The sequence below is a fragment of the Wujia sp. genome (assembly GCF_056872695.1).
The window spans coordinates 18,326-31,668 of the sequence record NZ_DBMFCD010000002.1 but is presented as its reverse complement, the minus strand read 5'-3'; the positions used below and the strand labels follow the sequence as shown (position 1 = coordinate 31,668).

The 13,343-nt window shown below is 46.5% G+C and carries 10 protein-coding genes; 9 read left to right on the top strand and 1 reads right to left on the bottom strand.

Translation table 11 applies throughout. The annotated features are described in order from the left end of the window. Positions 1–8: 8 nt before the first annotated feature. The 8 genes from recJ to ACZQK9_RS02780 all read left to right on the top strand — a co-directional run bounded on the left by recJ (position 9) and on the right by ACZQK9_RS02780 (position 11,627). The gene (gene recJ / locus ACZQK9_RS02815) at positions 9–1,856 is read left to right on the top strand and encodes a single-stranded-DNA-specific exonuclease RecJ (RefSeq protein ID WP_483269541.1); all 1,848 of its coding nucleotides are present in this window, start codon (positions 9–11) and stop codon (positions 1,854–1,856) included. Between the two features lie 28 nt (positions 1,857–1,884). Further along, positions 1,885–2,409, top strand: coding sequence for an adenine phosphoribosyltransferase (locus tag ACZQK9_RS02810; protein WP_483269540.1), 525 nt, complete (start codon positions 1,885–1,887; stop codon positions 2,407–2,409). A 68-nt stretch (positions 2,410–2,477) separates the two neighbouring features. Next, positions 2,478–4,754 (top strand): RelA/SpoT family protein, encoded by a 2,277-nt coding sequence (locus tag ACZQK9_RS02805; RefSeq protein WP_483269539.1) that lies wholly within the window; start codon positions 2,478–2,480, stop codon positions 4,752–4,754. Positions 4,755–5,266: 512 nt separating this feature from the next. Next, positions 5,267–5,899, top strand: a complete 633-nt coding sequence (locus tag ACZQK9_RS02800; protein ID WP_483269538.1) for an MBL fold metallo-hydrolase — start codon at positions 5,267–5,269, stop codon at positions 5,897–5,899. A gap of 58 nt (positions 5,900–5,957) precedes the next feature. Next, positions 5,958–7,541 (top strand): coproporphyrinogen dehydrogenase HemZ, encoded by a 1,584-nt coding sequence (hemZ, locus tag ACZQK9_RS02795; RefSeq protein ID WP_483269537.1) that lies wholly within the window; start codon positions 5,958–5,960, stop codon positions 7,539–7,541. Positions 7,542–7,577: 36 nt separating this feature from the next. Further along, entirely contained in the window at positions 7,578–8,840 is a 1,263-nt protein-coding gene (gene hisS, locus ACZQK9_RS02790) for a histidine--tRNA ligase (RefSeq protein ID WP_483269536.1), read from the top strand. Positions 8,841–8,955: 115 nt separating this feature from the next. After that, on the top strand, positions 8,956–10,767 hold the full coding sequence (gene aspS, locus ACZQK9_RS02785; protein WP_483269535.1) for an aspartate--tRNA ligase: 1,812 nt from the start codon (positions 8,956–8,958) through the stop codon (positions 10,765–10,767). Positions 10,768–10,949: 182 nt separating this feature from the next. Continuing rightward, positions 10,950–11,627, top strand: a complete 678-nt coding sequence (locus ACZQK9_RS02780) for an N-acetylmuramoyl-L-alanine amidase (protein WP_483269534.1) — start codon at positions 10,950–10,952, stop codon at positions 11,625–11,627. Here the strand turns inward: ACZQK9_RS02780 and ACZQK9_RS02775 are convergent. Further along, positions 11,622–12,893 (bottom strand): sensor histidine kinase, encoded by a 1,272-nt coding sequence (locus tag ACZQK9_RS02775; protein ID WP_483269533.1) that lies wholly within the window; start codon positions 12,891–12,893, stop codon positions 11,622–11,624. The two genes, ACZQK9_RS02780 and ACZQK9_RS02775, sit on opposite strands and share 6 nt — an antisense overlap. A 245-nt stretch (positions 12,894–13,138) precedes the next feature. Between ACZQK9_RS02775 and ACZQK9_RS02770 the strand changes: the two genes are divergently transcribed. Then, positions 13,139–13,279: a hypothetical protein gene (locus ACZQK9_RS02770; RefSeq protein ID WP_483269532.1), complete on the top strand. Its 141-nt coding sequence runs from the start codon at positions 13,139–13,141 to the stop codon at positions 13,277–13,279. Positions 13,280–13,343 lie beyond the last annotated feature (64 nt).

The window sequence follows — 13,343 nt, the reverse complement described above, 5'->3', positions numbered from 1 at the left end:
ACACAGATATGTCAGAGTACAAAAAAGAAGAATGGCGGGTGAAAACGCCGGCCGCAGATATTCGTGCACTGGCACAGCAGTTTTCAATCAGTCCGATATTGGCGCATATCATCGTGAACCGGGAAATTACAGAACCGGATGCAGTTGCGCAATATCTGAGTGATGATCTGACATATGCACACGATCCGGCGCTGATGAAGGATATGGATAAAGGCTGTCAGATTATGAAAGAAAAGATACAGACAGGAAAGAAGATCCGGATTATCTCCGATTACGATGTGGACGGAATTACGTCCAATTATATTCTGTATCAGGGACTTCATAAGGCGGGGGCAGATGTCTCGTATGACATTCCACACCGGATTCTGGATGGGTACGGTATGAATGTCCGGCTGGTGGATGCGGCATATGTTGATGGCGTGGATACAATTATTACATGCGATAATGGAATTGCTGCGGAGGCGGCGGTTGACCGGGCGAAGGAACTTGGCATGACGGTGATTGTCACCGATCATCACGAGGTTCCCTGTGAGGTGACAGAGGCAGGTGAAAAGAATTATTTGTATGTGAGAGCAGATGCGGTGATCGATCCGCATCGTCCGGACTGTGCGTACCCATACAAAGGACTGTGTGGTGCCGGAGTGGCATATAAATTTATCCGGCGTTTATACCAGATAATGGAGCTCCCGTGGGAGGACGCGGATGCCTATATGGATATTCTGTCGCTTGGTACGGTATGCGATATCATGCCGCTCACAGATGAGAACCGGATCTTTGTCAAGCATGGATTACGGAGACTTACGAATAGCACGAATCTCGGTATCAATGCCTTAAAGAAAGCATTAAATCTTGATGGTAAACCGATTGCAGTGCATCATTTAAGCTTTCGGATCGGACCAAGCCTGAACTCAACCGGAAGGCTGGAAAGTGCGAAAGAGGGCGTGGAACTGTTGTTGACACAGGACTCTGAGAGAGCGGAAAGCCTGGCACAGGATATGGCAAAGCTCAATGAACTTCGTAAGGAAATGACTGATCGTGGTGTGCGGATGGCAACTGATTGGGTGCGAAAGGATATTCGCCTGATTCCAACCGGAGATGGTGTGAAAGAGACGAAAATCATGGATGATAAGATTATCGTCCTGTATATGCCGGGCATCCATGAGAGTATCGCGGGATTGATTGCGAGCAAACTGAAGGAAGCATTTTATCGTCCGACGCTTGTGTTTACCGATGCGGAAAATGGACAGGGGCTGAAGGGCTCCGGGCGTTCAATTGAGACGTACAATATGTTTGATAAACTCTGTGAGCATAGAGATTTGTTTATAAAGGTTGGGGGACACCCGATGGCGGCGGGGTTTACGATCACGCGTGAGGCGCTCGAGCCGTTGCGCGAGGCTTTGAACCGGGACTGCAAGCTGACAGATGTGGATCTGGTTGAGAAGATGTATGTGGATGAATCCTGCGCTATAAAGCAGCTGACATTACCACTTTATGATGAACTTGCAAAACTGGAACCATACGGAACTGCGAATGCAAGGCCGTTGTTTGGTATTGTGAAAATGGGTATCCAATCGATTAAAATGGTTGGAAATGAGGGACAATATGCGCGTTGTACCTTTGTTGATGGCAGTGGTACACGTATAAACGGTATGGTATTTCGAGGAAAAGAGTTATTGGACAACATAAAAGTGTGGTTTGGAAACGAAGAATGTGATAGAATATTGAAGGGTTTACAAAACCATGCATTGATTGATATTCTGTACCATATGAAGAAGAACGAGTTCAATGGAACGGTTTCGATTCAGATGGAGCCGGTATCAATACGGAAAAGCATATATTATGAGTCATCAAAATAGATCATAAGTGAAGGTAGGAGGAGCACAAATGAAGAGTGTAAAAGATTATATCATCAGTATTCCGGATTTTCCAAGCAAAGGGATTATATTCCGGGATGTGACAAGTGTACTGGAAAGTCCGGAAGGGTACACACTGGCGATTGATGAACTGAACAAGTTATTAGATGGAGTGGACTATGACCTGATCGCAGGTACAGAATCGAGAGGATTTATCTTTGGTGCACCACTTGCCTACAAGAATAAGAAAGGATTTATCCCGGTTCGTAAGAAGGGAAAGCTTCCACGTGAGACAGTTGAGATGAGCTACGATCTGGAGTATGGTTCTGCAACGATCGAGATTCACAAGGATGCGATTAAACCGGGCGATAAGGTTGTGCTGGTCGATGACCTGATTGCAACGGGCGGCACGATTCAGGCAGCAGCCAAGTTGGTAGAAGAATTAGGTGGAGAAGTTGTGAAGATGATTTTCCTGATCGAGCTGACAGACCTTGGAGGAAGAAAACTCCTGGAAGGCTACGATGTTGCGTCTGTAGTGCAGTATGAGGGTGAGTGATTTACTGGAACCTGAAACCAGATTTTAGATAAGTTATACGACTATATTCGAGGAAAGAAGTGATTTCTATGGCCGATACAACCTATAAAATACCACATGATACTCTGAAAAAAGATATTAGTAAACCGGAAGATTTTACTCCGCCGGAAGAATTGTATAAGAAATTGATTGCCACGATTCGGGCGTATCGTCCGACGACAGATCTGTCGGAGATTGAGAAGGCATATAAGATTGCAAGCAAGGCACATGAAGGACAGAAACGGAAGTCCGGGGAACCATATATTATCCATCCGCTTTGCGTAGCAATCATTCTGGCAGAGCTCGAGCTTGATAAAGAAACGATTGTAGCCGGAATCCTCCACGATGTGGTTGAGGATACAGTCATGACACGCGAGGAGATTGCAAAGGAATTCTCAGAAGAGGTTGCTCTGCTTGTCGACGGCGTTACCAAACTGACGCAGCTCGATCTGTCACAGGACAAGATTGAAGTTCAGGCAGAAAATCTGCGTAAGATGTTCCTTGCGATGGCAAAGGATATTCGGGTAATTCTGATCAAACTTGCCGACCGTCTGCATAATCTGCGGACAATGCAGTACCAGTCGCCGGCAAAACAGATTGAGAAATCACGAGAGACGATGGATATTTATGCACCGCTTGCGCATCGTCTTGGTATTTCCAAAATCAAGGTTGAACTCGATGATCTTTCTATGCAGTATCTCTATCCGGAGGTCTACAAGAACCTGAAAGAAGAGATCACAACACGTCTGAATGCGAGTGAGGATTTCATCGTACAGATGGTAGAGCAGGTCAAACAGTACATGAAAGAAGCCGGTATCGAGGCAGAGGTGGACGGACGTGTCAAGCATCTGTTTTCCATCTATAAGAAAATGATCACGCAGAACAAGACACTTGATCAGATCTATGATATTCATGCAATCCGTATTAAGGTTGACACAGTGCGGGATTGTTATGCGGCACTTGGAATCATTCATGAGAAATACAAACCGATTCCGGGACGTTTCAAGGACTATATTGCAATGCCGAAGGAGAATATGTATCAGTCACTCCATACGACATTGATTGGACCGGGTGGACGTCCATTTGAGATACAGATACGTACTTACGAGATGCATCGTACGGCAGAATATGGTATTGCCGCACACTGGAAATACAAAGAGGGCGGAAGCGGTAAGAACGATAACGAAGAGCAGAAGTTGAGCTGGCTCAGACAGATTCTGGAGTGGCAGACTGACACGACGGATAACAGGGAATTTATGAATGCTATCAAGACAGATCTGGATCTGTTCTCCGATCAGGTGTATGTATTTACTCCGGCGGGTGATGTCAAGAACCTTCCGGCAGGCTCTACGCCAATTGATTTTGCGTATAGCATCCATACGGCAGTTGGAAACAAACTGATTGGTGCACGCGTCAATGGACGTCAGGTGCCGATTGAGACAGAACTTCACAATGGCGACCGTGTTGAGATCATTACGTCCCAGAATTCGAAGGGACCAAGTATGGACTGGCTGTCTGTAGTCAAGAGTTCGCAGGCGAAGACAAAGATCAACCAGTGGTTCCGTCAGGAGAACAAGACGGACAATATCCAGCGCGGGAAAGATGCCATTGCTGCATATTGTAAGACAAAGGGAATTGTGTTATCGAATCTTTTACAGCCGGAGCTGCAGGAAAAGGTGATGAAAAAATACAACTTCCTGACCTGGGATGCCGTGCTTGCTTCCATCGGTCATGGCGGACTTAAAGAAGGACAGGTTGTCAACCGCCTGCAGGAAGAATACAAAAAAGAAGAAGCAAAGAAAATCACAGAGGAGCAGATCGTCGACAAGATCAACACGCCGGGCAGAGGCGAGAGCCATAAGCATGCCAAAGGTGGTATTGTGGTCAAGGGCATGGACGATGTTGCAGTGCGTTTCTCCCGTTGCTGTGCTCCCGTACCGGGGGATGAAATCGTCGGTTATATCACACGTGGGCGTGGTGTATCGATCCATCGTACGGATTGTGTGAATGTGCTCTGTATGGATGAGTTTGACCGGAAACGTCTGATCGAGGCGGAATGGTCAGAGGATCTGCTACAGAATCAGAAGATGTATATGACGGAGATCAATATCTATGCGAATGACAGTAAGGGGCTGGTATTCTCGCTGTCAAAGATCTTCAAAGAGGAAAATATCAATCTGACAGGTATGAATGTACGTGTCAACAAGCAGGGCAAGGCGACGGTTTCCGTGAAGTTTGAGATCCGTTCGAAGGAGCAGCTTAACAAGATGATTGCGAAGATTCGGAATGTGGAAGGGATCATCGATATCGAGCGTACGACCGGTTAACGAATCCACGTGTTTCGTGGATATGCCGTATTGGATTCGAGTAATATGTGGAAGAGTTGAACACAACTACGCAATTCCATGCAGACGCGCTCTCGCTCGGTTCAGCACGCAGTGGTACTAAATTCGCGACAAAGGGCAGTCGCTCATTAAGTGCCAGCGTGCTTCAACGGTCTGCATATGAATTGGTAGTTTGCGTCCAACTCAATCTACAGATTGTGGTAAATGCAGTAATTTGTGAATATATATGCCATGTTAATCTTTACTGTATAAATATGTTTGGAACTTAGAAGTCCTTGATGTTCTGAGAATATTCAGCAATGTTTGAACACGATGTTCAAACAAGCCGCCACTGAGCCATGGATGGCGAATTGGCGGCGGTTGCGTACGATATCGATATTTGTAACAGAACATCTAGTACTTCTTAGTTTCAATACATCTTATACAGAAAAGATTAATATGGCAGATATTCACAAATTACGGGTTACCGCAATCGTTACCTTGAAAGGAGATATATGGGAAAGATTGAAATAACGAAGAAAGTGCTTGGAATCTGTGCGACGAATTGTTACACGGTAGTTGATACAGAGACGAAAGAAGCGCTCATTATAGATCCGGCGGATCGCGCAGATGTTCTGATTCGCGATTGGAAGGATAAAGGCGTGACGCCGCAGGCGGTGCTGCTTACGCATGGCCATTTCGATCATATCGGGGCACTGACCGGCGTGAAGAAGGAGTATCCGGATATTAAGGTGTATGCGGCAGCGAAGGAGAAGGAAGTTATGGAGAGCCCAGCTCTGAATCTGTCGTCTTCGTTTGGCGCGGCATTTACGGCGCAGGCGGATATCTATCTGGAGGATGGTGCCGAGATCGAAGTACTTGGACGGACATGTAAGTGCCTGTTAGTGCCGGGGCATACGAAGGGTGGCATGTGTTATTATTTTCCAGAGGAGAATGTTGTCTTTACCGGGGATACGCTGTTTTGCTACAGTGTCGGAAGAACGGATTTCCCGACGGGCGATGCGAAGGCATTGGAGAAAGCCATCCGTGAGAAGTTATTTACACTGCCGGACGAGACACTTGTGCTTCCGGGACACGATGCACAGACAATGATTGGAAAGGAAAAGAAGGGCAATCCTTATTTCTAAGATGATACTGCTAGACCAGAATAACCAATTATATAACAATGACCTGCGGGCGATGATTATGGCGTTTTATCCGGGGGTGAAGATCGTTGAGGACGCAAGTTTATCTGATGATTTTGACCTGCGGCTCCTGATCCGGTATGAGGAAGCATTTACTATCCTGACGGTGTGCAAGCACGGACACGCGTGCGACAAGCCGGATGATCTGCAGGAGGTGCCGGAGCTTCCGGCGTATAAGGATAAGCTACGGATATCGACCTGTGGGCTGCGGGCGAAGATTCTTGCCGATTACCGGGATAAGACAGAGTTTCGGAATGTGCTGAAGATGGCATCGTACCGGCTGCTCGGACAGTTTGCGGACCGGAGACTTCCATGGGGCGACCTGACGGGGGTACGCCCGACGAAGATCGCAATGACAAAGCTTGTGGAGTATATGGATGCAGGTGCGCAGGAGCTTCCGGGTGATTCGGACGCAACAGACGAAACTGGAGTGAACGGACATGGATTCGTGGGAAATGTCGATCTGTCACTTGCAAAACAGCAGGAAATACACGGAAGAATCGTACAATATTACCGCGATATCTATGACACAAGTATGCAGAAGGCAGAGCTTGCAACGACAGTGGCAGAAAACGAGCATCGTCTGGTGAAAGGAATTGATCTCGACAATGATTATTGTCTGTATGTCGGGATTCCGTTTTGTCCAAGCCGGTGTCTGTATTGTTCGTTCACATCGTATCCGATTGGAATCTATGCGGAGAAAGCAAGGACGTATATTGATACGCTCTGCAAGGAATTGGCTTATGTGGCGGAACAATATAAGCACAAGCGGTTAGTCGCAATCTACATTGGCGGCGGAACGCCGACGTCGATCTCACATGAGCTGCTTGCGATGTTGTTGCAGCAGATTCAGACTGTATTCCGGTTACAGGAACCGGAGGTTGCAGATGGACTTGTGGAGTTTACCGTGGAGGCGGGACGCCCGGATAGCATCACCCCGGAAAAACTTGTGGTGATGAGGGAATATGGCGTGACACGGATCAGTATCAATCCGCAGACGATGAATGACGAGACGCTGCGGACAATCGGGCGTGCGCACAATGCGGCTCAGGTGAAGGAAGCATTTGCGATGGCAAGACAGGCGGGCTTTGATAATATCAATATGGATCTGATCGCGGGACTTCCGGGAGAAGACTTAGACAGTATGCGGCATACGCTTGCACAAGTGCGGGCGTTGGCACCGGAGAGCCTGACGGTACATTCACTGGCAATCAAGCGTGCGGCGAATCTGAACCAGCAGATGGACGATTACAAATCCACGATTCATCATGATATGGACGCGATGCATATGGCGGCACAGGAGACGGCGCAGGCACTTGGCATGGAGCCATATTACCTGTACCGGCAGAAGAATATCGGTGGCAATCTGGAGAATGTCGGCTATGCGAAGCCGGGCTGCGAATGTTTATATAATGTTTTGATTATGGAAGAGATGACAGATATCATTGCGGCGGGCGCAGGCGCGTCGACGAAGCTCGTCTACCATGCAGAAAACCGTGTGGAGCGGGTAGAAAACTGCAAATCTGTCGATGATTATATCAACCGTTTTGATGAAATGCTTGACCGGAAGCGCAAAGCGTTTTAAAATCGAACGAGAATGAACACAAGTGGGAGGAAAAAGATGGCAATGAAGAAGAAGCCGGTAACCGGCATGAAAGATATATTACCAAAGGAGATGGCAATCCGTGATTACTGCATCGCATTGATCAAGGATACCTATAAGACATTTGGATTCAATTCGATGGAAACACCTTGCGTGGAACATATCGAGAACCTGAACAGCAAGCAGGGCGGCGAGAATGAGAAGCTTATTTTCAAGATCTTGAAGCGTGGTGAGAAGCTGAAGATCGACGAGGCAAAGGAAGAGATAGATTTGGTTGACGGCGGACTTCGTTACGATTTGACCGTACCACTTTGCAGATATTATTCGAACAATGCGAATGAACTGCCAAGTCCGTTTAAGGCTTTGCAGATGGGAAATGTATGGAGAGCTGACCGTCCACAGCGTGGTCGTTACAGACAGTTCATGCAGTGTGATATAGATATTTTAGGTGAGCCAACAATCTTAGCAGAGATCGAGCTGATCTTAGCGACAACGACATTGCTTGGCAAGCTGGATTTCAAGAACTTCACGATCCGTATCAATGACCGTCGTATCTTAAAGGCGATGGCTGCTTACAGCGGATTTGCGGAAGCAGATTATGATACCGTATTTATTATCCTCGATAAGATGGATAAGATCGGTTTGGATGGCGTCAAGGAAGAGCTTTTGAAGGAAGGCTATGCCGAGGATGCTGTGACAAAATATCTCGAACTGTTCGAGAAGGTGACAGCCGATATCAGCGGCGTACAGTATCTGAAGGAGACTCTTGGCGCGTTCTTGCCGGAAGAGGTTGCTGAGAATTTGAAGACGATCATCGACAGCGTGGAGAGTACGAAGAGTGCGGACTTCAAGATGGCATTTGATCCGACTCTGGTGCGCGGTATGTCATATTACACAGGTCCAATCTTCGAAATTTCGATGGATGAGTATGGCGGATCGGTCGGTGGCGGCGGACGTTACGATGAGATGATCGGCAAATTCACCGGTCAGGCGACTCCGGCGTGTGGATTCTCCATCGGTTTCGAGCGAATCATCATGCTTTTGTTAGAGCGTGATTTCGAGGTACCGGGAAGCAAGAACAAGACCGCATACTTAATCGACAAGAAGATGCCAAGCGACAAGCTGCTTAAGATCTTAGAGCAGGCAAAACAGGCAAGAGCCGAGGGTCAGATCGTGAATATCGCGATCATGAAGAAGAACAAGAAGTTCCAGAAGGATCAGATGATTACAGAGGGATATACACAGTTCGAGGAATTCTATTCGGATTCTTATGAGGGTTAATCGTAACTTAATGATATGAAAATGCTCCCTATCTGGATTAGATAATTGTAAGCTTAGAATGTTGGAGATAGGAGTAAGTCTTTATAAATTAACTTAGACACAGGAGGCTATGAAAATGGCAGAGTCAATGCAGGGACTTCACAGAAGTCACAGATGTACAGAAGTAAATAATACGATGATTGGGAATACCGTCACCGTGATGGGATGGGTGCAGAAGAGCCGTAATAAAGGTGGAATTATCTTCGTCGATCTGCGTGATCGAAGCGGTATTCTGCAGGTAATCTTCGAGGAAGCTAATTGCGGTGCGGAGAGCTTCGCAAAGGCTGAGAAGCTTCGTTCCGAGTTTGTCGTTGCAATCACCGGTGAGGTTGCAAAGCGTGGCGGCGCAGTCAATGAGAACCTTGCAACCGGTGATATCGAAGTAATCGCGAAGGATATCCGTATCCTTGCAGAAGCAGATACACCACCGTTCCCAATCGAGGAAAACAGCAAGACGAAGGAAGATCTTCGCCTGAAATACCGTTATCTGGATCTTCGTCGTCCGGACTTACAGAAGAATATCATGATGCGCAGCAAGGTGACAACACTGGTTCGTTCCTTCATGGCAGACGAAGGCTTTATCGAGATCGAGACACCGACACTTTGTAAGTCAACTCCGGAAGGCGCGCGTGATTATCTTGTACCAAGCCGTATACATCCGGGTGAATTCTATGCATTGCCACAGTCACCTCAGATCTACAAGCAGCTTCTGATGTGCTCCGGCTACGACCGTTATTTCCAGATCGCACGATGCTACCGCGATGAGGATCTGCGTGCCGACAGACAGCCGGAATTCACACAGATCGATATGGAGCTTTCGTTCGTGGATGTCGATGATGTTATCGATGTCAATGAGCGTCTGCTTGCAAAACTGTTCAAGGAAGTCATCGGTGTCGATGTACAGCTTCCGATCCAGCGTATGACATACAAAGAGGCGATGGAGCGTTTCGGTTCCGATAAGCCAGATCTCCGTTTTGGTATGGAGCTTTGCGACGTGACAGATGTTGTGAAGGATTGTGAATTTGTCGTATTCAAGAATGCGATTGAAGCCGGCGGAAGCGTGCGCGGTATCAATGCCGAGGGACAGGGCGCAATGCCGAGAAAGAAGATTGATGCACTCGTTGACTTTGCCAAGGGCTACGGCGCCAAGGGACTTGCCTATATTGCAATCCATGAGGATGGAACGATGAAGTCATCTTTCGCGAAGTTCATGAAGGACGAGGAGATGCAGGCACTTGTTGCGAAGATGCATGGTAAGCCTGGAGATCTGCTCCTTTTTGCAGCAGATAAGAGCAAGCTTGTCTATGACGTACTCGGCGCACTTCGTCTCGAGATCGCGGATCAGCTTGGCCTTCTGAAGAAGGATGAGTACCGTTTCGTATGGATCACAGAGTTCCCGCTGCTTGAGTGGAGTGAGGAGCTTGGCAGATATCAGGCAATGCACCATCCGTTTACGATGCCGATGGAAGAGGATCTGCAGTATATCGAGTCGGATCCGGGCAGAGTCCGTGCGAAGGCATATGATATCGTATTAAATGGTACAGAGATCGGTGGTGGTTCCGTGCGTATCCACCAGGACGATATCCAGGAAATGATGTTCAAGGCACTTGGATTTACAATGGAGCGTGCATACGACCAGTTCGGATTTTTGCTCAATGCATTCAAATATGGAGTACCACCACACGCAGGACTTGCATACGGACTTGACCGTCTCGTTATGCTGATGGCGAAAGAGGATTCTATCCGTGACGTTATCGCATTCCCGAAGGTGAAAGATGCTTCCTGCCTGATGAGTGAGGCACCGAATACCGTTGATGCAAAACAGCTTGAAGAGCTTGGAATCGAGGTTGCGAAGCCGGAAGCAAAGACAGAGACAGATGCCGAATAATTGTAGATGTTTGTGTAGATTTAATCTGACTCAACAAGAGAGATCAACAGATCGTTGGTCTCTTTTTTTATCAGGCTGGAAGAAGAGGGCTGCGTATGTGGACTGATTTGAGCCAAAAAACGCAGAATATAAATATGAAATCGGCATATGATTAAGAGAAGGAATCTCATGGAGTTGCAGGTATGCAGATTCTTCGTTGGAAGAAAATCAGATTGTTGTTCGGATTTGCCGTATTTTTAGTTTTGTTGATTTTGAATTGTGTCATGTATTGTAACAAAGCAGGTATGAAGCGAGACTTAACAGTGGTAATTGATGTTGGGCATGGAGGCAATGATCCGGGAAAAATCGGCGTCGACAATGTAAAAGAAAAAGATGTCAATTTGCAGATTGCTCGTTGTCTGAAAGCGCAGCTGCAGGCGCGTGGGGTGAAGGTAATTCTGACGCGGGAAGGAGATGTGTGTCTGGCTACGGACGGCGCGACAAACAAGAAAGTATCCGATATGCATAACCGCGTGAGTCTCATCAATGCGTCCGGCGCAGACTATATGATCAGCATTCACCAGAACAGTTATCCGGAGGCGGAAATCAGTGGTCCACAGGTATTTTATTATGGCTCATCGGAAATGTCCAAGGAATTGGCGGAAGCGATACAGGCACAGTTGATTGCGGATTTGCAGCCACCGAAAGAACGGGAGATTAAGCCCGGCAACGATTTATATATCCTGAAGAATAGTCAGTGCCCGGGCGTGATTGTAGAATGTGGATTTTTGAGCAACCCGACAGAATGTGACAATTTGCAGGAACCGAAATATCAGCAGGCGGTTGCGGCGGCGATTGCACGCGCCATCTGCAAATTATAATTCGACTGTAAAGCAGATCCATATATGGTCGTGGAACATCTCGTTTTCTAAATAGATTTTGCCGTTGTAGTGGCTTACCAGTTCATTCAGATTTGGTAGTCCCTGCCCGCGGGTGCTGTGCGGGTCAGTTGTCTTGGTGGAATATCCGCGTACGAACATTCTCTTGCGTACTCCGGCGGATAGTTCCCGCCCTTCGTTTTTTGTCTGGATCAGCATATGGCCATCCCGGCTGTCGAGAATCAGATAAAGGGTGTGACCGACATCGGTTGCTTCCGCGGCGTTGTCAATCAGAATGCCGAGAATCCGGATCAGATCATATTCCGGAACTTTGGTAATCAGGGATCTGTTTTTGATTGTGATAGATATCTGTTTCCCTTTTTGTTCAGCTTCTTTGAATTTACTGAATACAAAGCCTGCTACAACCGGAAGGTTGATCTTCAGAAGTTCAGACTCGTTGAATTCTTCCTCTAAGAAAGTGGAGTAGTTTGCAATTGCTTCGCTCAGTGATTCATAATCTTTGTATGTGTATGGCAGCATACGGATGGCGTTCATCTGGTTATTGAAATCATGCTGTTTGCCAAGTATATCCGAAATCAGGTTATGAGCCATTGGTTCGTATGTCTGATAATCCTTGATATCCTGTTGCTGTATGGTGATCGTCCGTTGTTGGTCCAGAACCATGATATCGGCAAGAAACAGGATGATCATAAAGGAGACAGTCAGAGGCAAAACCGCGATGGCATCGATGGAATCCACCTTGGACAGTGCGATAGTGACAAGCAAAAGCAGGGCAATGTAAGAGATAATAAGCTTGATGATCAGATTGCCCTGATTGATATGTACATATAATTTGTTTAACGGAAGGAAAGAAATTCCGATGGAGATAAGCAGTACGATGAAAGTGCCAAGCAGCTGTCCTTTGGAATTATCGCTCATCATGAGCTTCTTCGGAACTGCTAAAATTGCCAGAGCTTCAACTAAACTATATAAAATATAACTTAACAGAAAGGAGAAGATAGCGTTAGAATAATTCAGATTCAATACCTTCTTGCAGGTAAATAAACATGTGAGTAATATAAGTAACCAGCCGAAAAGAGTTGGGAAGAGCATTTCCAGAGCAAAATTAAGTATTGCGCACAATGGAATGAGGGCAAGCTTTGGAGAAAAAACGGCTCTCCATCGAATACCGGTAAGTGAACGCATGAGTGAAACGTCGACAATAATTTCGCACATATAGGTAATGATTAAAATAACGTTATTATGCATTTCAGATTCTCCTTTCCCCGTTTAATATTATAAAATTGAAAAAACAGACATGTCAATTACAAAAATCGGATTTTGATATAAGAATGTAAACAATATATATTTGTGTAAAAAAATGTTGTTTATTCCATCCGAAATGTCGTTCGTTCCAAACCTATTGCGCTTTGGAATGAATCATGATAAGAATAATATAGAAATTCAGTGAAGATGAATTTCCAAAATATACTTTCACAAGGAGGAGATGTGTGATGAAAGATATGAAGAAGTTGGTTGCTGCACAGTTGGAGGATCTGACAGAGGATATTCTGACACTTACCGGATGCATGAGCTTTTGGGGAGAGCCTGAGCTTCCGGACTGTATGAGAGTCCAGATGGAATCTGAGAACTAGTACATCAACAACAAAACAGTTGGGGGGTATCTGTTGCGCGGACCTTTGACGGATATCCCCGTTT

Bases quoted from the DNA above. Each gene is read 5' to 3' on its own strand.
- recJ (WP_483269541.1), top strand. From the start codon at position 9: ATGTCAGAGTACAAAAAAGAAGAATGGCGGGTGAAAACGCCGGCCGCA.
- ACZQK9_RS02810 (WP_483269540.1), top strand. From the start codon at position 1,885: ATGAAGAGTGTAAAAGATTATATCATCAGTATTCCGGATTTTCCAAGC.
- ACZQK9_RS02805 (WP_483269539.1), top strand. From the start codon at position 2,478: ATGGCCGATACAACCTATAAAATACCACATGATACTCTGAAAAAAGAT.
- ACZQK9_RS02800 (WP_483269538.1), top strand. From the start codon at position 5,267: ATGGGAAAGATTGAAATAACGAAGAAAGTGCTTGGAATCTGTGCGACG.
- hemZ (WP_483269537.1), top strand. From the start codon at position 5,958: ATGGCGTTTTATCCGGGGGTGAAGATCGTTGAGGACGCAAGTTTATCT.
- hisS (WP_483269536.1), top strand. From the start codon at position 7,578: ATGGCAATGAAGAAGAAGCCGGTAACCGGCATGAAAGATATATTACCA.
- aspS (WP_483269535.1), top strand. From the start codon at position 8,956: ATGGCAGAGTCAATGCAGGGACTTCACAGAAGTCACAGATGTACAGAA.
- ACZQK9_RS02780 (WP_483269534.1), top strand. From the start codon at position 10,950: ATGCAGATTCTTCGTTGGAAGAAAATCAGATTGTTGTTCGGATTTGCC.
- ACZQK9_RS02775 (WP_483269533.1), bottom strand. From the start codon at position 12,893: ATGCATAATAACGTTATTTTAATCATTACCTATATGTGCGAAATTATT.
- ACZQK9_RS02770 (WP_483269532.1), top strand. From the start codon at position 13,139: ATGAAAGATATGAAGAAGTTGGTTGCTGCACAGTTGGAGGATCTGACA.